General features: G+C 63.1%; 18 protein-coding genes. 11 read left to right on the forward strand and 7 right to left on the reverse strand.

Annotation, left to right across the window (positions count from 1 at the left end; genetic code table 11):
* The first annotated feature begins 160 nt into the window (after positions 1 to 160).
* From ACYU8T_RS15355 to ACYU8T_RS15365, 3 genes are all read left to right on the forward strand, one after another.
* On the forward strand, positions 161 to 1,519 hold the full coding sequence (locus ACYU8T_RS15355; RefSeq protein WP_461160148.1) for a spinster family MFS transporter: 1,359 nt from the start codon (positions 161 to 163) through the stop codon (positions 1,517 to 1,519).
* A gap of 23 nt (positions 1,520 to 1,542) precedes the next feature.
* Positions 1,543 to 2,217, forward strand: coding sequence for an SDR family NAD(P)-dependent oxidoreductase (locus tag ACYU8T_RS15360; RefSeq protein ID WP_461160400.1), 675 nt, complete (start codon positions 1,543 to 1,545; stop codon positions 2,215 to 2,217).
* A 177-nt stretch (positions 2,218 to 2,394) separates the two neighbouring features.
* A complete protein-coding gene (locus tag ACYU8T_RS15365; RefSeq protein ID WP_461160149.1) occupies positions 2,395 to 4,083 on the forward strand; it encodes an FAD-binding protein in 1,689 nt (562 codons plus the stop codon).
* A gap of 164 nt (positions 4,084 to 4,247) precedes the next feature.
* On the opposite strand, the gene ACYU8T_RS15370 is transcribed toward ACYU8T_RS15365, so the two are convergent.
* Complete coding sequence (locus ACYU8T_RS15370) at positions 4,248 to 4,751, reverse strand: lipocalin-like domain-containing protein (protein ID WP_461160150.1); 504 nt, start codon at positions 4,749 to 4,751, stop codon at positions 4,248 to 4,250.
* Between the two features lie 96 nt (positions 4,752 to 4,847).
* Positions 4,848 to 7,418, reverse strand: a complete 2,571-nt coding sequence (locus tag ACYU8T_RS15375) for a TonB-dependent receptor (RefSeq protein ID WP_247232813.1) — start codon at positions 7,416 to 7,418, stop codon at positions 4,848 to 4,850.
* A 451-nt stretch (positions 7,419 to 7,869) separates the two neighbouring features.
* Here ACYU8T_RS15375 and ACYU8T_RS15380 point away from each other — a divergent pair, with 451 nt between their 5' ends.
* Both ACYU8T_RS15380 and ACYU8T_RS15385 read left to right on the forward strand, forming a co-directional pair.
* A complete protein-coding gene (locus ACYU8T_RS15380; RefSeq protein ID WP_461160151.1) occupies positions 7,870 to 8,826 on the forward strand; it encodes an NAD-dependent epimerase/dehydratase family protein in 957 nt (318 codons plus the stop codon).
* A 21-nt stretch (positions 8,827 to 8,847) separates the two neighbouring features.
* Entirely contained in the window at positions 8,848 to 9,849 is a 1,002-nt protein-coding gene (locus ACYU8T_RS15385; protein ID WP_461160152.1) for a cyclase family protein, read from the forward strand.
* 17 nt (positions 9,850 to 9,866) lie between these two features.
* Here the strand turns inward: ACYU8T_RS15385 and ACYU8T_RS15390 are convergent, their stop codons facing one another.
* Together ACYU8T_RS15390 and ACYU8T_RS15395 are read right to left on the reverse strand one after the other, a co-directional pair.
* Complete coding sequence (locus tag ACYU8T_RS15390; protein WP_461160153.1) at positions 9,867 to 10,535, reverse strand: TetR/AcrR family transcriptional regulator; 669 nt, start codon at positions 10,533 to 10,535, stop codon at positions 9,867 to 9,869.
* A 139-nt stretch (positions 10,536 to 10,674) separates the two neighbouring features.
* Positions 10,675 to 11,133 (reverse strand): nuclear transport factor 2 family protein, encoded by a 459-nt coding sequence (locus ACYU8T_RS15395; RefSeq protein WP_097093222.1) that lies wholly within the window; start codon positions 11,131 to 11,133, stop codon positions 10,675 to 10,677.
* Positions 11,134 to 11,274: 141 nt separating this feature from the next.
* On the opposite strand from ACYU8T_RS15395, the gene ACYU8T_RS15400 reads away from it, so the two are divergent.
* Genes ACYU8T_RS15400 through ACYU8T_RS15410 form a run of 3 tightly spaced genes read left to right on the forward strand, consistent with a single transcriptional unit; the run spans position 11,275 to position 14,181 of the window.
* Complete coding sequence (locus ACYU8T_RS15400; protein ID WP_461160154.1) at positions 11,275 to 12,021, forward strand: SDR family NAD(P)-dependent oxidoreductase; 747 nt, start codon at positions 11,275 to 11,277, stop codon at positions 12,019 to 12,021.
* 40 nt (positions 12,022 to 12,061) lie between these two features.
* Positions 12,062 to 13,237, forward strand: a complete 1,176-nt coding sequence (locus tag ACYU8T_RS15405; protein ID WP_461160155.1) for a sulfotransferase family protein — start codon at positions 12,062 to 12,064, stop codon at positions 13,235 to 13,237.
* Between the two features lie 2 nt (positions 13,238 to 13,239).
* Positions 13,240 to 14,181: a haloalkane dehalogenase gene (locus tag ACYU8T_RS15410; RefSeq protein WP_461160156.1), complete on the forward strand. Its 942-nt coding sequence runs from the start codon at positions 13,240 to 13,242 to the stop codon at positions 14,179 to 14,181.
* A gap of 41 nt (positions 14,182 to 14,222) precedes the next feature.
* On the opposite strand, the gene ACYU8T_RS15415 is transcribed toward ACYU8T_RS15410, so the two are convergent.
* On the reverse strand, positions 14,223 to 15,110 hold the full coding sequence (locus ACYU8T_RS15415) for a helix-turn-helix transcriptional regulator (protein ID WP_461160157.1): 888 nt from the start codon (positions 15,108 to 15,110) through the stop codon (positions 14,223 to 14,225).
* Positions 15,111 to 15,213: 103 nt separating this feature from the next.
* Here ACYU8T_RS15415 and ACYU8T_RS15420 point away from each other — a divergent pair, with 103 nt between their 5' ends.
* Genes ACYU8T_RS15420 through hsh3 form a run of 3 tightly spaced genes read left to right on the forward strand, consistent with a single transcriptional unit; the run spans position 15,214 to position 17,545 of the window.
* Positions 15,214 to 15,978: an SDR family oxidoreductase gene (locus ACYU8T_RS15420; protein ID WP_461160158.1), complete on the forward strand. Its 765-nt coding sequence runs from the start codon at positions 15,214 to 15,216 to the stop codon at positions 15,976 to 15,978.
* Between the two features lie 59 nt (positions 15,979 to 16,037).
* Positions 16,038 to 16,799, forward strand: coding sequence for an SDR family NAD(P)-dependent oxidoreductase (locus tag ACYU8T_RS15425; RefSeq protein WP_461160159.1), 762 nt, complete (start codon positions 16,038 to 16,040; stop codon positions 16,797 to 16,799).
* 26 nt (positions 16,800 to 16,825) lie between these two features.
* Entirely contained in the window at positions 16,826 to 17,545 is a 720-nt protein-coding gene (hsh3, locus tag ACYU8T_RS15430; protein WP_247232837.1) for a 7-beta-hydroxysteroid dehydratase Hsh3, read from the forward strand.
* 119 nt (positions 17,546 to 17,664) lie between these two features.
* Here hsh3 and ACYU8T_RS15435 read toward each other — a convergent pair whose 3' ends face one another.
* Positions 17,665 to 18,573 (reverse strand): Coq4 family protein, encoded by a 909-nt coding sequence (locus tag ACYU8T_RS15435; RefSeq protein ID WP_461160160.1) that lies wholly within the window; start codon positions 18,571 to 18,573, stop codon positions 17,665 to 17,667.
* A complete protein-coding gene (locus ACYU8T_RS15440) occupies positions 18,570 to 19,694 on the reverse strand; it encodes a Gfo/Idh/MocA family protein (protein WP_461160161.1) in 1,125 nt (374 codons plus the stop codon). Before ACYU8T_RS15440 ends, ACYU8T_RS15435 begins: the two co-directional genes overlap by 4 nt.
* Positions 19,695 to 19,739: the final 45 nt, after the last annotated feature.

Genomic DNA, 19,739 nt, shown 5'->3' on the forward strand with positions numbered 1-19,739 from the left:
CGCCCGGGTGCGCCCGTCCGGCGCCGCTCCACATTTGCGGATCAACGCACCTCAGCGCTTGCGAATTTGATGCGCCTGCGCCATGCCTCCTCGGATAATTGCACCCGGCCATGAAGTTTCAGCTGCGCGGACCGGGTGCCCGCAATGTGAGGAGAGAATGATGGCGCCCACGGAGGAAAGGCCGGCCCGCCCGGCCTATGCGCTCTATATCTTGCTGCTGCTGCTGGCGATCAATTCGCTTAGCTACGCGGATCGCCACGTCTTCTCCGTCCTCATCCCGGCGATCAAGACGGAATTCGGCGCGTCCGATTCGCTGCTTGGCCTCGTCGGCGGGCCCGGTTTCGTCGCCAGCTATGTGTTGTTCAGCATGCCGCTCGCCCGTTTCGCCGACCGATGGTCGCGGCGCGGGGTCCTCACCCTGTCGGCCACGCTCTGGAGCGCGGCGACGGCGGCATGCGGTGCGGCTGGCAACATGCTGCAAATGAGCATTGCCCGCCTGATGGTCGGCATCGGCGAGGCGGGCGGCCTGCCGCCAGCGCAATCGCTCCTCGCCAGCCTCTATGACGAACGCCGCCGGTCGAGCGCTATGGGCGTTCTTTCCGCCTCCACTTATATCGGCGTCGTGCTCGGCCTCACCGGCGGCGCGGCCGTCGCCGCGATGTGGGGCTGGCGCTGGGCCTTTTTCGCGCTCGCCATCCCCGGCTTTCCCTTGGCGCTCCTGCTCTGGCTCACCGGCCCGCGCCGCAGCAAGGCCGCGCAGACGCCCAGCGATGAGCCGTCCGAAAGCCTGTGGCGGGCCATTCGGCGCTGCTGGTCGATCCCTTCCCTGCGCCTGCTGGGCCTGGGTGTCGGGACGTTCAACATTTTCGGCTATGCCGCCGCCATTTGGAAGCCCGCCTTCTTCATGCGGTCCCATGGCATGACCATTGTCGAAGCAGGCTCCTGGCTTGGCATCGGCGCGGCGATCGGCGGCATCACGGGCAGCTTGCTCAGCGGCGTCATCGTGGACCGCCTGCGCGTGCGTGGCGAAGAATGGCAGCTGCGCGTCCCGGCCATCGCCTTCCTGCTCGCCTTCCCGCTCTTCATCGTCATGTTCACGCTGCCCGGCGGCGCCGCCGTCCAGATCGGCGGCCTGCGCGTCCCCGGCGTCGCGCTGCTTTCCATCCTCACCGGCATGATGGCCGCGATGTGGGCGGGCCCTTCCTTCGGCGCAGCCGCCCGCCTCGTCCTGCCGCACCAACGGGCCCAGGCGACCGCGATGCTGGTCGTCATCATCAACGTCATCGGCAGCGCCTTCGGCCCCGTCCTGGGCGGCATCGTCAGCGACTTGCTCGCTGACCGGTTCGGTGCCGAATCCCTCCGCATCAGCCTCTTCTCGCTTTCGGTGCTGACGATTTTCGGCGGGCTGCTTTTCTGGCGGGCGTCCGTCCATTATCCCCACGACCTGACCCGCGTCGGTCGCTCCGATGAGGCCCCCTCACTGTCCGGCGAGGGACAGTTAAAGGAATCGACGCTCTGATCGCAGAGACAGGAGAAGACATGATGAAAACGCACGCGATCGTAACCGGCGCTGCTGGCATATTGGGCCAGGCCGTCACCCAGGCGCTGGTCCAGGCAGGCTACAAGGTGACCGGCATCGACCGCGCCGACAGCGCAGGCACGGGGACGCAGGGCACTTATCTGGGCGGCGTCGACCTGGCGGACGCTGACGCAACAGCGGCCGCCGTCAACCAGGCGATCGACGCCAACGGCCCCCTCTCAGCCCTCGTCAACGTCGCGGGCACCTTCCGCTGGGAAACCGTCGCCGATGGCGATGTCGCGACCTGGTCGACGCTGTTCGACATCAACCTGCGCACCGCCGTCAACGCTGTGCGCGCCGCCCTCCCCTCGCTTCGTGAAGGCGGCGGCGCGATCGTCAGCATCGGCGCGGCCTCCGCGATCAAGGCGGGGGCGGGCATGGGCGCCTATGCCGCCAGCAAGGCGGGCATCGCAAAGCTCACCGAAGCGCTCGCCGAGGAAGAAAAGGACAATGGCGTCCGCGTCAACGCCGTGCAGCCGTCGATCATCGACACGCCCGCCAACCGCGCGGACATGAGCGACGCCGACTTCAGCCGCTGGGTCTCGCCAGCGCAGGTCGCCAGCGTCATCGCCTTCCTCCTGTCGGACGGCGCGGCCGCTGTCACCGGCGCCTGCATCCCGGTGACGGGCCGCTGCTGATCTACCGCCAAACCATCGCCCTTGCATGCTAAAATCGCGCTGCAGCTACGCAAGAGTTGACATTATAGCCGGTAAGGTCACAGTTCGCGTGAATATTGCGGGAGGGGATTGGCGCAGCGGCCTGTTCGCGGCAGCGCCACCCGTCCGCTTGGGAACCCGGATCGGAATGGGGCTGTAATGAGTAATTGGGACAAGGAAGTCGACATTCTGGTGGTGGGGTCGGGCGCGGGCGGCCTCCTCGCGGGCCTTGTCGGAGCGCACAACCGCGCCGATGTGCTGATCGTTGAAAAGGCCGATCTTTGGGGCGGCACGTCTGCCACGTCAGGCGGCGGCATCTGGATCCCGGGCAGCGATGTGGCCAAGGCGGCGGGCTTCGAAGATAATCTCGACAACGCCTTCACCTATCTGCGCGGCCTTTCGGCGGACAATGTGCCGGACGAAAATATCCGCGCCTATGTCGATAATGCCGCGCCCATGCTGCGCTGGGTCATGGCGAACACGCCGGTCCAGTACATGGCCTTCCCCTATCCCGATTATCATGCCGAAAATCCCGGCGGGTCGGCGCAGGGCTATCGCACCCATCTGCCCATGCCCATCGACGGCAAGCCGCTCGGCAAGGAAATCCGAACCCTGCGCTTCGCGTCTCCTGCGGCGAGCCTGTTCGGCTATCTCAACTGGCATTTCAGCGAAACGAGCGAACTGCTCTACCGCACGAAGGGCTGGATGAAGAACCTCGTCGTCAACATGTCGCGCTACTGGCTCGACCTTCCCTTCCGCCTGACCTCGCGCAAGGATCGCCGCTTGACGCTCGGCAACGCGCTGACCGGCGGCCTGCGCATGGCGCTCGACAAGGCGGGCGTGCCCGTTTGGCTCAACACGCCGCTTAGCGAACTCATCCGCGAAAACGGCCGCGTCACTGGCGCCGTGATCGAAAAGGATGGCAAGCCCTACCGCATCGGCGTGCGCAGGGGCGTGGTGCTCGCCGCCGGTGGTTTTGACAAGAACCAGACGATGCGCGACGCCAACTCGCCCCTTTATCCCACGTCCCGCTATTCGGGCGGCGTCACCAGCAATACCGGCGACGCGATCCGCGCGGGCGAAGCGGTCGGCGCCAACATGCTGAACCTGCAATCGGCCTGGGCCGCGCCGGTCTTCTACGTGCCCGGCGAAGATCGCGGGCGGCTATGCACGGTCGAACGGGCGCTGCCCGGCTGCCTGATGGTCAACCAGAGCGGCAAGCGCTATCTGAACGAAGCCGCCTCTTACCATATCGTCGGCCAGCAGATGGCGCGGCGGGAAGCGGAACATCACGATGCCAGCCCCAGCTGGATGATCTTCGACCACAAATATCGCCACCAGTTTCCGATGGGCCCGCTCTACCCGCTCATGCCGACCTTCATGCATAATAAGGGCGTGCGCAGCATCCTGAAGCAAGGCCGCTCGATCGAGGAACTGGCGGGCAAGATCGGCATCGATCCGGCGGCGCTCTCGGCCACCATCGCACGGTTCAATACCCATGCTGCCAAGGGTGAAGACCCCGAATTCCATCGCGGCGAAGCGGCCTATGACAAAATGTATGGCGACTTCCGCCACGGCCCCAACCCCTGCCTGCGTCCGCTCGACAAAGGCCCCTTCTACGCCATGCCCATCTATCCCGGCGACATCGGCACCAATGGCGGCCTGCTCACCAATGCAAAGGCCCAGGTTCTGGATGATGCAGGCGCGCCCATCCCCGGCCTTTACGCGGTCGGCAACAATGCCGCCTCAGCCATGGGGGAAAGCTATCCCGGCGCGGGCGTCACCATCGGCCCCGCAATGACCTTCGCCTATGTCGCCGCCCGCGACATGACCGGCGCGAACGCGTGATCCTGACCAGATGGAGAAATGGCGTGCATGGCTGACCGGCAACGGCAGCTTGTGCGCCATTTTTTCAACCATTTACCCAACAGCCGTTCGGGCTGAGCCTGTCGAAGCCCTTTCCTTCCACTCAAAGCCACCAGTCACATAAGGCACTACCAACGCCCCCGACCTCACACGCCACTCATCTCCCGCGCCCGACCCGTAACCACGCGCCGCCACTCGATCCGCACCAGATCATCACCAATCGCGGCTTCCAGGAACAGCCGATCACCCTCGAATGCATAATGGCGCGGCTGGTCTGATCCGATCCAGTCGGGATACCACGCCCCATCGACATGGTGGATGATCATCCCGGCTTCCGCGTCGATCGAAAAGCGCCCGAAATAGCCGCTATAGCCCCGGATCGATCCCCCGAGCGCCTCGTCGCTCACCTGATACACGCTGGGCTTGCCGAACAGGGGCCGGTTCGCCTGCATCAGGTGACAGCTCATATGCCCATCGGCGCTGTACATGATCTGGCCGAGGGCATCCGTGCCAAAGGGATGATCCCGCGAGCCATCGGGATGAAAGGTCGTCCACAGGACCAGCTGCCACCCGCCAATAAACGCGGCAAACGCCTCCTGCGCACTCATCTCCGGGCGGGTGAGCCGCTCCGGCAATCCGTTTGCAACCATGCACCCTCTCCCGGTCCGATCTATCGATACCGATGATGCCTTGGCCGCCTGGCATGTCCACAAAGAAAAAGGGCCGGGTTTCCCCGGCCCTCTCTTTCACTCGCCGCCGAAGCGATACTTCAGGCGCAGCCCGTACATGCGGGGTTCGCCATAAAGGCTCGTTTGATACAGCAACCCGCCCTGCTGGTACACGTTGCTGTTGCTGATGCGATAAAGCTTGTTGGTCGCATTGGTGACGAACAGCCCCACATCGAACCCGCTGCCCGCGACACCGTTCCAATCGAGCGACATGTTGAGCAAGCCGAACGCTTCCAGATAGGCGCCCGGCTGCTGCGCAGGCACGTTGCCGGGATCAGTATACTGACGCGAACTGTGCGAATAATTCACGAAGAAGTTCAAATCACCCATGTCATCGCCAACCGGTATCGTGGCATTCGCATGAATGCTCCAGATGTATGGCGAAACATATTGGAAGGGCAGGCAGCTCAGGTCCACAGTGCCGCCCGGCGCCACGCCACCGTTACAGCCGAAGCCACCGGTGCTCGTGGTGAACTCATATGTCTTGTACTTCGCGTCAGTGTGGCTGAAGTTACCACCGATCTCCAGGCCCTTGAACGGCTGCATGGAAGCTTCGACTTCGACACCCTTGATCCGCGCGTCGGCATTGCGGACGACCGCGCCACCAGCAGCCGACGCGGGATTATAGTCCGCCCCAGCCCGCTGAATGTCCTTGTAGTCCAGCAGATAGGCGCTGGTATTCAGACGGAATGGCACATCGGCAATCCGGAAGTCGGCTTTGAAGCCAGCTTCATAGGATGTGACCTTTTCCGGCTGGAAGGTTCGGGTGTTGGTGAACACGGCCTGCTGGTTGAACCCGCCTGCTTTGTACCCACGGCTCACCTTGCCGAACAGCAGCACGTCGCGCATCACCTTGTAATCAAGTCCGATCAGCCAGGTCGAAGCCTTGCTGTTCAGTTCCGCGGTGTAGGTGCAATCCGCGATGGCAGTCGCAAGAGGCACGGTCAGACCACTCGATGCGCAAGTCGCGTCAGTTCCATTGATCTCCGGTACGAATGCCGTCGAAAAACCACGGATCTTGTCCCAGGTGTGACGATAGCCGCCGGTCAGACGCAAGCTCTCCAGAGCAGGCGACACCGCTCCGAAATCGAATGTTGCCTGAGCGTAGAGGGCCTTCGACGTCTGGGTCGTGCCGTAAGTGCTGTAGTTTGACGGACACACGATATTGGATCCGGTGAACGCAGCCGGGCAGTAGACGATCGCTGCGCCAACCTGCTTGCCGCTCGGCCGCTGGTCATAATAGAAACCGCCGACCGTGTACGTCAGATGCTTGTCGAGGGTGGATCCCTGCAGCTGAAGTTCTTCCGTGAACTGCTTCAGATCGTCACGCGGGAAGCCCGGATCCGACGCATTGAGATATGTCAGCGGCGTGTTGTCACCTGGCAGCAGGACCTGGCCTGGAGCGGGCAGGCGATTGGGATCAACATCATGCTGCTGCAGGATCGTGCCGTCGCTGTCATAGGCATAATCCAGCTTCAGTTTCTGGAAGCTGACAATGTTGCGCAGCGTCAGTTCGTCGCTCAACTCGATATCGGTCGTGTTGGAAACGCCCCACGTCTTGGTGCGCGAGAAGATATCGACCCCGAGTGCGGTCTTGCGCGGGCCCAATGCATTGGCCTGTGCCGATGCAGCGCGATACACGTCGCAGGATGCGACCGCGTTCGGAATGGTTGGCCCTTCGATGCAGAAGGGGGCCGGCGAGCCATCGGCAGGGTTCACCAGGCTCTTGAGCCCTTCGATGTTGAAGCCCTTGTGAACGAAGCCCGCGCCATTGTTGCTGGACTTCGCACCATAAATCATGGTGTAGTTTTCGATGGTCTCGGTCGGCTTGAAGGTGATGCCGATGCGGCCTGAATACCAATGTTCGTCGTCGCGATCCTTGTTCCATACGACATCGCGCGTGAAGCCATCGCGATCATGGAATGCGCCGACGACGCGGACCAGCAGCTTGTCTTCGATAACGGGAACATTGACCGCGCCTTCGACATAGCGGCGGTCGTAATTGCCGATCTCGCCCTTGATCCAGCCGCCGAACTCGTTCGTCGGCTTCTTGGGCACCAACAGCACGGCGCCACCGGTCGTGTTGCGACCGAACAGCGTGCCCTGCGGGCCGGACAGTACCTGCAGATTCTCAAGATCGACAAAGTTGCCAGGGCCGCCCTGCTGGCTGAGCGTGATGCCAGCGGGCAGCGGCACTTCGTTCATGTAAACGACGACGCCAGGCGATGCCTGGAAGGTGGCGCCTTGGCCGCGAATGGTGAAGGACTGCGATTCACGCGATCCCTGACCGTTGGGACCAACGACCAGCGACGGCACGCTCGCCTGAAGGTCCTGCTCCTTGGCGATGCCCTGTTGCTCCAGCCGATCGGCGGACAGCGCGGTGATGGCGATCGGAACATCCTGGTTGCGTTCCGCGCGCCGGTTGGCGGTCACGACGATGTCAGTGAGGCCGATATTCTCGCCCGCGCCCTGCGGTTGGGCTTCGGTTTGGGCCAGGGCGGCCGGAGCCACGATCGACACGACAACACCGGCCATCATGCTGGTGGCAAGCAACGGCAATCGACGCCGCGCGCGGATAACAGACGACATTCACACTCTCCTATGCATGTGGTGCAGAGGCCTGCGGCGTCCACCGCAGCCCCAATCCTCTCCAGACGTTTTTTACTGAATTGATTTTTGTTACCGATCCGACCGGATCAGCCTATGCAGGCAAGGGTAAGATTAGGCGCGCGCGCTGGCGATATTCGGGATAGGTGCTGCTGCGGCGTCTCTGCCGGTCATCTTCATGATGTCATACAGGCCGCACATCTGGACTCCCCTTTTTATGGTTCAGCGCCACCTCCGTTGACCGGAACGTTATGTAAGCACTCACTTCGCGCGGCCTAATAACATGCCCTGATGTGAAATCAATATCCTAACTGTGGCCAATTCACCATTTCATCCATTAATTAGAGCCACATTTACGCCACTCCGTTACGGAAATGCGTAGAACCGCACTCCTCGCTACGGTCCGCGCCGCGTCTCGCCTACGCTTCGGATCATGGCATCATCTCCCACGCTTCAAGGACGCAAGATCCTGGTCACCGGCCCCGCCGGCCAGATCGCCTTTCCGCTTGCCCGTTCCCTCGCGCTTTTCAATGAAGTCTGGGGCATCGCCCGCTTCAGCGATCCTGCGCAGCGACGGGAAGTCGAGGATGCGGGAATCAGGACCCTAGCCGTCGATCTCCAGCAGCCAGACTTTTCCGACCTCCCCCGCGACTTCACGCATGTCCTGCATCTCGCCGCTTCGGTCGAAGGCAGCGATTGCGATCAGGCGATCACCACCAATGCTGAAGGAACCGGCCTGCTCCTGTCCCACTGCCGCAATGTCGAAGCGGCGCTCATCATGTCGACCGTCGCCGTCTACAAGCCGCACCCCGACCCGCGCCACGCCTATAGCGAAACCGATCCGCTCGGCGACGCCATGCTGCCGGGCATGACCGCCTATTCGGTCGCGAAGATCGCGCAGGAAGCGGTTGCCCGCTATTGCGCGCGCGAGTTCGGCATACCCGTCACCCTCGCCCGGATGGGCGCGTCCTACGGCCCGCGCGGGGGATTGCCGACACTGGTCGCACAAGCCGTGGCGGAAGGCCGCCCATGGATCACGCGGTCCGATCCCTGTCCCTATAATCCGATCCATGACGACGATCTGCTCGCCCAACTGCCCGCCCTCCTCGATGCTGCGAGCGTCCCCGCGACCATCGTCAATTGGGCAGGGGATGACATGGTGAGCGCGCAGGACATGGCCGCCTATGCCGGAAGTCTGCTCGGCCTCCCTGCGCGTGTCGAGATCGCTCCCGCGGCCGGCGCGCAGCCCGGCTCCGGTGTCGACAACGCACGGCGTCTCGCGATCACCGGACCTTGCCGGGTCCCTTGGCGCGAAGGCTTGCGCCGGGTCATGATGCAGCTTTACCCCGGCCGCAAGAGCAGCCACGATGCGCCTGCATCCCAAGGATGACAGAATAAGAGGAGAGTGGAGATGCCGCGCTGGGTGAACCGGCCCGAAGGGTCGAATTGGGGCGACTTCGGTGAGGATGACCAGATCGGCCGGATGAACCTGATCACGCCGGAACGCCGCCGCGCCGCGATGGCGGAGGTCCGGGAAGGCATCGCCTTCACGCTCAGCCTGCCGCTCAACGTGCCCACCATTCCCCTCACGCCTTTCCGCCGCCCGCCGCTGCTCAGCGCGGCCTGCGATGAGGAAGGCGACATGTACAACCGCCTCGACCCCAATGGCGAAGAATCCACCTGCGACGACAGGGTCCTGCTATACACGCAGCACTCAACGCAGTGGGACGCGTTGTCGCATCGGGGCCGCACCTTCGACGCGGACGGAGATGGCATAGCGGAGTTGGTCTATTACAACGGCTTCCGCGCTGGCGATCATGTCAGCGGTGGTGAAGGTGCCGCTGAGGCGCCCTGCGCCCGCGCGCTCGGCATAGAGACCTTGGCGACAGCCGGGGTGCAAGGGCGCGGCGTCCTGGTCAACCTGAAGGCCGCCTATGGAACGGAGTACCGGCCGGTCACGCGCGAGGATCTGCTGCGCGCGATCGATGCCCAGCGCGTGGAGGTGCGCACAGGGGATTTCCTGCTGCTCTACACTGGTGTCGATCGCATGCTGCTCGACCGGGAAGCGAGCGGCGAGGATGTGCCGCTTGCAATGGCCGGGTGCGCGCTCGACGGGCGCGACGAAAGCCTGCTCCAATGGATCACCGACAGCGGCATCACCGCCATCTGCTCGGACAATCTCGCGATCGAGGCGCTCGACCTCATTCTCTCGCCCGAACCGCCGCCGATCCGCCTGCCTGTTCATGACCTCTGCCTGTTCCGCCAGGGCATCTTCCTGGGTGAACTCTGGTATCTGGAAGAACTGGCCCAATGGCTTGGAGAACGGGGCCGCCATGCTTTCCTGCTCACCGCGCCGCCACTCCGCCTGCCCGGCAGCGTGGGCTCACCCGTGACGCCGATCGCTACAGTCTGACGGCCCGGCAGGTCCGGTCATGCCTTGCGGGTGCTCGGATCCTCGTTGGACATGCCGCTGGCGCCATTCAGGAACAGGTTCGTCACGGTTTCGGCATTGGCCCTGATCTGCGCCGGGGTCATCGCCTTCTCATTGTAGATGATGCGGTTCTGCCACCGCCGCAGCAGCAGGGCGACATAAAATTCCGCCAGCGTCGTAGCCTGCGCCTTCGCAAAACCATGCGCCGTCAGGATATTCTGCAGCGGTTCCAACTGAAACCGCTCAAATTGTCGGCGGGACACTTCCTCCAATTGAGGAAAGCTGATGCATTCCCGGAAAATGATGCGGGCCAACCGTACCTGTCGGTCCTCATTGACGCGGCTGCTGACGTGCAGCGCATATCGCATCAACTGTTCACGCAGCGTGCCTTTCCCATCTGTCGGAACATGATGGCGGATCGCCGACATCTCCAGACAGGCTTCGAACAGCGCGACTTTGTCCGTGTAACGGTTATAGACAGTGCGCGTCGACACGCCCGCCCGCTCGGCGATGGATCGCACGGACGCACCATGAAATCCATGGCTGGAAAACTCCTCCAGCGCCGCCTCCAACATCGCCTCATGCTTCAGCTCGGCTTCACGGGCATTGGGCCTGCCGACCCGCCTCTTCGCCCCCTCTTCGATTTTTTCTGCCTCGCTGCTGATCATCGGCTGGCGTCGTCCCCCTCTTGGCCTGGCACCATGACGCTGCACGAATGCCGTGCAGCTGACGCCAGCTATAGGACATTTTGGCCGGTGCAGATAGAGGCAGCGCGGGCCGCGGAGCCCGCAAGCAGGCGCGAGACCGTCAAGCCGGGACGGGCGGGATCGGCGGCATCTCGGGCACATTATGGGCGTAGCCCATTTCCTCGTACCGCTCGGCAATCCGCCAGCCCTCGCCGGTCCGCACCAGCTTGTCGCGATACCAGAGGCCGATGAAGAACACCTGCTCCTTGCCATCGTCACCCTTGTAGACCATCGGGTTGAACAGCATGGTCCGGCTGCGGGCCGTGTCGCCGTCCAGTTCCAGCTTCGTCGTCGCGACCATATGCTGGAACAGGGGGAACCGCTCCATGGCAACCGGCAACCATGCCTTGATCTGCGCGACGCTGCCCTTTGCTCCGCCCGTCTCGCTATAATCGATCACCGCGTCAGGCGTGAAGACTTCGTCCAGTCCGTCCCAGTTCCGCTCATCGATGGCGTAGCTGTAGCGGGACAGAAGATCCTGAATTTCAAGCCGGTCCGAAATTTCCTGGAGCGAAAGCATCAGACATCCTCCTTCTGATTTTATGAACCAGATCAGGCCTGCGAGGTTCGCGCTTGTCAAGTTTTTCCGTGCATGAGCCTTGAATTGCGTAGCAAATTGACGCAAGCATCGATCAACAAATTAAAAGATGAGGAGAGGTACATGCGTCTGGATGGCAAGATCGCGGTTGTGACCGGCGCAGCGTCCGGGATCGGCTTGGCGGTGGCAAGGCGGCTCGCGGCAGACGGCGCAAAAGTCGTCATCGGTGATCGCAATGCGCAGGGTGTCGAGGACGCCGCGCAGGCCATTGGACCGGCGGCCACCGCGTTGGCGCTCGACGTCGCGGATGAAGCATCCTGCAAAGCCATAATCGATCGCGCTGTCACGCTTCATGGCGGGCTCGACATCCTCTGCAACATCGCTGGTGTGCTGGACTTCGGCCGCTTCGAAGATGTCGATCGCACCCGTTGGGATCGGGTTATCTCAGTGAACCTGACGGGCGTCTACCAGATGTGCCGTGCGGCCATGCCCCATCTGGTCGCGCGGCGCGGCAATGTCGTCAACATGGCTTCCGCCGCCGGTCTTGTCGGCGTGCCCTATAATTCGGCCTACACCGCATCCAAGCATGGCGTGGTCGGCTTGACCCGCGCGCTGGCGCTGGAGTTTTCGAAGGAAGGCGTGCGCGTCAACGCCGTCTGCCCGGGCGGCGTGGACACGCCGATGCTGCATCAGACGCCGCCGGACAATATCGACTGGCAGATGGTCATGCGTTCGGCCTCCTGGCTGGACAGCGGCGCGATGGCGACGACCGACGACATTGCCGACACTGTTGCGTTCCTTGCATCGGCAGAGGCCAAGCGCATCACCGGCGTGGCCTTCCCCGTCGACGGCGGCCAGACCGCAGGCTGACCTACCCCAACCTTTAAGCTTTTGAAGAAGAGTGACGACCATGGCGACCCAGCCCGACCAGATCCAGACCCAGCCCCTCGAACGGGAGGCGCTGCTGCAACAGGCGCGCGAGCGGGCAGGGCTCTCCGATTTCGGGGACGAGTGGTTCTTCGAACCGATGGACCGCTATATCGAGGCATCGAACCGCGAAGGCCGCCTCACCCCCGCCGGGCGCGCTTTGACGACCGAGGTCATCGTCAAGGGCCTGGTCAGCCGCCTGCGCATGGTGGAGGACATCAAGCGCCACCCGGAAATCCTCGACGAAAAGGTCGATGTCGCGGGCATCATCCTGGGCCTGCCGCGCACCGGCAGCACCATCTTCCAGCGCCTGCTCGCCAGCGCGCCCGGCATGACGGGCCTGCGCTGGTACGAGGCGCAGAATTTCGCTCCTTTCCCCGGCGAAGAACGCGGCAATCCGGTCGAACGCCGTGCCTATGCGCAGGCGATGATCGATGGCTGGCTGCAGCTTTCGCCCGAACTCGCGTCCATCCATCCCCTCGAACCCGACGCGCCGGACGAGGAAATCCTGGTCCTCGGCCAGATGTTCGTCAGCACGATGATAGAGGGCATGAATTATGTGCCAAGCTTCAGCCGCTGGCTGAACACATATGACCAGTCCAAAGGGCATGAGGACCTCAAGACCATCCTCAAATATCTTCAGTGGCAGGACCCTTCGCGCAAGGGCCGCAAGTGGATTTTGAAGAGCCCCTCCAACCTCCCCTATGCGGAAGTCGCGGCAAAGGCTTTCCCGGACGCGCTGCTCATCATGACGCACCGCGACCCGTTGCAGACCGTGCCCTCCTACGTCTCCATGCAGGCGGCGCTGTACAAGCTCAGCGCCACCCTTACTGACGCGGAAGTCGGTGCCTTCTGGTTCCCGCGCCTTGTAGAATGGATGCGCCTGTTCGAAGCAGCGCGTGAACGGATCGGCGAAGACCGCTTCATCGACATCGACTATCGCGAAGTCGGCAAGGAACCGATGGCGCAGGCAGAGCGCGTGCTGTCTCGCATGGGCATCCCCGTCGATGCCCAGCTGGAAGAAGTGCTGGCTGAATTCCTCGCGGGCAACAAGCGCGAGCAGCGGCCGATGCACGACTATTCGCTCGAACGCTTCGGCCTTGATGAAGAGGCGATCAAGCGCGAATTCGCCACTTATCGCGAACGCTACATCCTTTGACGATGGAAGTCCGGCCCGGCATCCTGCGTACGCCGCAAGCCTGCTTCGACGCTCTGCCGGGCTATGACTTCGCGCCCCATTATGTGGAGGTGGAAGACGCCCGCCTCGGCCCCTTGCGCATGCATTATGTGGATGAGGGGGACCGCGAAGCCCCCATCGTCCTCATGCTGCACGGCAACCCGACCTGGAGCTATCTCTACCGCCACATGATTGGCCCGGTCGTGGCAGCGGGCTATCGCGTCATCGCGCCCGACATGATCGGCTTCGGCAAGTCGGACAAGCCTGCCAGCCGCGCCCATTACGGGTTCGACCGCTTCGTCAAATGGATGCGGGCCTTTGTCGAGACGCTCGACCTCACCGGCATAACCCTCGTCTGCCAGGATTGGGGCGGCCCCATCGGGCTGCGCGTCCTGTCCGAATGTCCGGAGCGTTTCAGCGCCGTTCTCGCCACCAACACGCTGCTGCAAAATTGCGATGCGCCGCCGCTCGGCGTGGCGGATTGGCCGGGCGAGCAGATCGCCGCCTGGGTCGAAACCTGCCGCACCAGCGAAGACTTGCCGCTCGACCTGCTGGTCGGCCGCGCCTGCGCTACCGATGTTCCGGCAGACGTCCTCGCCGCCTACGCCGCGCCCTTCCCCGACGCGTCCTACAAGAAAGGCATGCTCCAGATCACCTGTGGCATCCCGATCGCTGAGGGCGCCGAAGGCTTGGAGGCAAACCGCGCCGCCTGGCGCTTCCTTGAAAGCTGGGACAAGCCCTTCCTCACAGCCTTCAGCGATCAGGACCCGGCCACAATTGCCTGGGAAGAGGTTTTCCAACGCCGCATTCCCGGCACCAAAGGGCAGCCGCACACGCGCATCCCCAATGGCGGCCACTTCGTCCAGGAAGACCAGGGCGCAGCACTCGCAAAAGTGTTGATCAGCTTTCTACGCGCCAACAACTAGCTCCCGTTCGCCCTGAGCTTGTCGAGGGGCGCGCAACGCCCCTAGTGAAACTCCTGCCGGAACGCGCGCGGGGTCAGTCCGGTCGCGCGCCTGAACGCGGCGCTGAACGCACTCGCGGTCGCAAAGCCCAGTGCCTCCGCGATGCGGTTCATCGGCAGCACGCCGCCCCGGATCATGTCCTGCGCCCGCTCCATTCTGATCGCGGCTGCATGGTCGGACAGCGCCAGGCCCGCCGTCGCGGCAAAGGATCGCGACAGGTGCGACCGGCTGATCCCGCACAGGCTCGCAAGCGCCTGCGTCGTCGGCCATTCTCCATCGCTGGACCGTAACGCTTCCTCGATCCGGGCAAGCTGCCATGGCGCAAGTCCGCCCTGCGCGGCGTCAGCCTGCCGCGGCCGCCGGAACAACCGCGCCAACTCCACCATCGCCAGCTGCACGAGCGCCTCGACCGCCATCTCCGCGCCAAAGCCCGGCGTCACCGTCTCCTGCTTCAGCCGCTCCGCCAGCGCCATCAGCACCGGTGAGCTGATCGACGCGCATCGGCTGAGCCGCCGCGAATCCCAATCGGACAGCCCCGTAACCGCCGCGAAGCGCACCGGATCGAAACGGCAGGTCAATATGTCGAGCGTGCCCCCATCGCCCCGCGAGTGCATCGCTATGCCGCCGGGCCGCAGCATCAGCCGGCCGACCTTGTGCCGCCGCCGGTCGCCCAGATCGAACATGATCTCGCCCTGCGTGCCTTCGGCGCGGGGCATGACGATCGACAGGATCGGCGCTTCGTCCAGTTCCCACATCTCATTGGGCCGGGGCAGTTCATAGCGGCGCAGTTCGACGCGCGCGGCGCTGCTCGTCACGACGGCCAGCACCGTCCACGGCCCAGCCGCGCTGCCCAACGGAGCCTTGGGGCCGATCAGAACCTGCTGCGTCATATGCGCAACGATAATCTCATGCACGCAAGAGAACAAGCACTGGCTATGCGCAGAAAAAACTGCCATCTACAACGCAACAAAGCAAAAGACGGAGAGTGTTTTCATGAGCAGAACCATAGTCGTGACGGGCGCCGCATCGGGAATAGGCGCCGCTACCCGCGACCGGCTGGAACGCGGTGGTCACCGCGTCATCGGCGTCGACCTGCGCAATTCCGACATCGATGCTGATCTGGGAACGGCGGAAGGTCGGACCGGCATGGTCGATCAGGTCACGCGCCTAGCCCCCGATGGCATCGACGCGGTGCTTGCCGGGGCAGGCATCTCGGCTCAGGGGATGGAGCGGGAGACCATCGGCATCAACTATTTCGGCGCGGTCGCCACGCTGGAAGGACTGCGGCCCCTGCTCGCGAAGTCCGCCCGTCCGCGCGCCGTCGCCATCTGCTCCACCGCAGCCATATTGCCGTCCAACGCCCAGGTGGTCGAACTCTGCCTCGCGGGCAAGGAAGAGGCCGCGCGCGAAGCCATGGCGAATGATGGAGGCAACGCCTACTCCACGTCGAAAAACGCACTGTCGCAATGGGTCCGCCGCGCCGCGGTGCAGCCCGAATGGGGCGGCGCAGGCATTTTGCTGAATGGCATCGGGCCTGGCGTGGTGAAAACGCCGATGACGACACCGCTGCTCAGCCAGCCGGACATGGTCAAGCTCATCAATCAGAGCAATCCGATCGCCGTCAAGGAGTATGCCGGGCCGGAACAGATTGCTGAACTGCTCGACTTCCTGCTCAACATGGAAAATAACTATCTGCTGGGTCAGTTGATCTTCATCGACGGCGGCAGCGACGCGATCTTGCGGCCGCGCCAGGTCTGACATCCAAGGCGCGGCAACGCGCAAGACACAGAAACAAAATGAAGGGAAAGGATAGAGCGATGTCGGCTCTCAAAGGCAAGGTTGCCCTGATCACCGGGGCGGGACAGGGCATCGGGCAGGGCATCGCCACAGCCCTTGCGGCTGAAGGCGTGAATCTGCTGCTGGCAGGGCGGACGCTCGAAAAGGTGCAGGAAACCGCACGCCTTGCCGAAGGCCATGGCGTTCGCGCCATCGCCGTCGCCTGTAACGTAAAGGCAGCGGACGATCTCGCCGCTGCCGTCGACCGGGCGGTCAGCGATCTTGGCGGCGTCGATATCCTGATCAACAATGCGCAGGAAGTGCCGCTTGGCCTGCTCGATGAAGTGACGGACGAGGCTTTCCTGGCAGGATTTGAATCTGGCCCCCTCGCCTCGTTCCGCCTGATGAAGCTGGTGCGTCCCCATATGGCGGCGCGCGGCGGCGGCACCATCTTCAACTTCGCTTCTTCCGCTGGCATCCGCTGGGACATGACCGGCTATGGCTGCTATGGCGCTGTGAAGCAGGCGACCCGTGTCCTTACCCGCGCGGGCGCGGCGGAATGGGGGCGGCAGAATATCCGCGTCCTCACCATCGCTCCGCACGCCGAATCGCCGGGCCTCAAATGGTGGATCGAGAATAATCCCGAGGAGGCAAAGGCCTTCTTTCGCACCATCCCGCTCGACCGCATCGGCCGGCTGGAGGAAGATATCGGCCGCGCCATTGTCGCCCTGTGCGGATCGGACCTGTCCTATCTGACGGGCGCCACCATCCCGCTTGACGGTGGACAGGCCAATTTCGACTGACCTGAAAGATTGATGGAGAGATCTGAATGGAAAAGCTGATCTGCGCTCTTTGGGCGCCCGAGGGCGTCACCCGCGCCGACTATGCCGAACAGTTGAAAGCCGCGCTCCCCGCTGCGCTCAAGGATGCGGGCGCAACTGCGATCCGCCTGAACCTGCGCGACGCGACCGTGGAACCAGCTGCCCCCCTCCTGCAAACATGGCAGCAGCCGCAGCAGGATGCGGTGGTGCAATTCTGGCTACCCACCGCCAATGCCCATTTCCGCGGACCCATTGACGACATCCTGGCCGAACATAGCAGCCGCTTCGAGCTGTGGGTCGTTGCTGAATCCACCATCATTCCCAACCGGGATCATGCGCCGCAGGCCGGGTCACGCACCTGGGGCTGGTCGCAGGCGAGCTTCATCTCCTTCCGCTCGGACATGAGCTGGGACGATGCCGTCGCGCACTGGCACCGGCACCACACCCGCGTCGCCATCGATACGCAGGCGAATTTCGAATATGTCCAGAATATCATCGTTCGCGCGCTGACGCCCAATGCACCCGACTATGATGCCTTTGTCGAGGAATGCTTCACGCCAGAAGCGATGACCAACTCTCCCGCCTTCTTCGACGCAGTCGGCGATGATGAGAAATTCGCCCGCAATACAAAGGATATGGCGGACAGCTGCGCAGGCTTCATCGACTTTTCGCGCATCGACATCATTCCGACGAGCCAGTTCGACTTCGCCCATCTCGACGGGAAGTAAGATATCGGGAGGGGGCTAAGCGCCTCCTCCCATTCTGTTCTGTCCGGAACATACAAGCACCGTTCAGACTGAGCTTGTCGAAGTCCTCTTCTTCCCTTTCAAGAACCCGCGCCACAACTTCAGGGAATGATCTCCCGCCCCTCGCCAAAGATCATCGACGCCTGCCTACTATCGACGCCCTCCCGGTGCCCGCGCCAGCCCAGCGCCGCCCGCGCCTCGGCGGGTGAAAGGTGCATGATCTCCTCGAACTTCGCGGTGAACAGCGCGTCCGACTGCTGCCCCACCTCATAGCCATAGGACAGGTTCCGCCACAAACCCGGCCACGCCCCCGGATAATGCAGCATCGTCCGCGTCATCCAAGGGAACATGATCAGCGTATTGACCGTCATCAGAGCGCCCGCCAGTTCCGCGCCCAGATGCCGGAACACATTGCCCGTGACCACGCCGGTGATGAAATATTCGGCGACTGATCCAAATCCTACTTCGCCCAATATATGATAGGCATCATGGGTCTGTCCCATGCGCAGGTTCCAATAGTCTAGCGTATTCGCTGGCTTCCAATCAGGATTGTCCAGGATGCGGGAGTTGAGTTCAGGCGAAAGGTCGAACTCATCCATATATTCGAACAATTGGCGGCCGACCGAACCCTCCGGATATTCCTTCAGATCATCCTTGCTGTAGGTCGACACAAAAGCTTCGTTCAGCCACTGGTCGAATGCCGGGTTACAGAGGCGTTCCTCCGCCACCAGCCTTTCGGCCTCTTCGACATCACGCACCTCATCGACCGCCTGCATCAGCGTCGGAAGACCATAGAGCAGCGGATAATCATGACCGTTGCGCCGCAAATTTTCGGTCGAGATCCACTCGCGCACCCGCGCATCGTTCAGCCACCGCGAAGAGCTGACCAGCACACTGCTTTCCGTCCGCACCTTGCGGCGGCCGTTCAGGTAGAAGATCGCACTACCCGACGTGACCTCTTCGGCATTGTCGGCCTGCGCGGTATCGGCGATTTCCAATTCAGCTTTCATGGCGTAACTCCGGCAGCTTGTGCACATGCACGGGGAGAGCTTGCGCCGTCCAGACGGGCAAGCAGGTTCTGGATGGCGGCCGCCCGATCGAAATCTGGCTCAACCTCTGCGTCGTTCACTATGGCTTCGCCCAGACGCGTATAGAGATTGCCGATGGACGACAGCGCCTCGCGCGATGCGAAGCTGCCCGGATAGGCGCTGTAGCGGTCTGGTTCAGCAGGTATCGCCGCGCATTCCAGGGCAGAGGGGATGGCGATCGGCTCCATCGCGCCACCCCCTCGTACGCCATGCAGCACCAAGGATTCTATCGCGGGAAGGCTTGGGTCGCGCGTCGATAACAGCAATGACCCTTCGCTGCCCTCGATGCGCCACTCGCAACCCATGCCGCTCATCGACACGCCTGCAAGGTTCATCTGGAACAGCGCGCCACCCCGCAGCCTGCCCTCGAACAGCAAATGATCGTCGGCATCCCGATCAATCGGCGCACCATTTTCATCGACCGGCGGCAAATGGATCGCCCCGCGCACATCGACATCCTCGATCGCGCCGAAATGATGGTCCATGGCGTCGATCAAATGTCCGCCATAGATGGACAGGAGCGTCGTGCCGCCTGCCCGCATCGCCATCGCCCGCATCACCGGACCGAAAATCCGCGCATGCAGCGTCACGCTGTCGAGCCTGCCCACATAGCCTTCCGCGACCAAGTTGGCCGCATGGGTCATCACCGGTGATCCGCGCAGATGGAGGCCGATCATCGCCTTGACGCCCCGCCGCCGCGCCAGTGCCGCCAGTTCCTCCGCTTGCTCCACGCTGATCGCCAGCGGCCATTCGCAATAGATATGCTTGCCCGCGTTCAGCGCTGCCCTGGCAATCGCATGATGATGCGGCACCTTCACGCAAATCGCGACGAGATCAATGTCGGGATGTTGCGCCAGCACTTCGGCATCAGTGAACCACAGCGGCGCCCCGAACCTGGCGGCGGCCTCCCGGGCGCTTTCCTCCCGCGTCGTGCATACGCCTTGCAGCGTGAAGCCCGGCAATCGTTCGATCACCCGGCGGTGAACGCCAGAGCCCCAGCCGTAATCGGGGCTCGCACCCACAATGCCTACCCGGATCACCACGGGCGCTCTCCTACTCCTGTTCTTTTTGAAACCATACTCTCAGTC

It is taken from the genome of Sphingobium sp. TomMM35A (assembly GCF_054771735.1).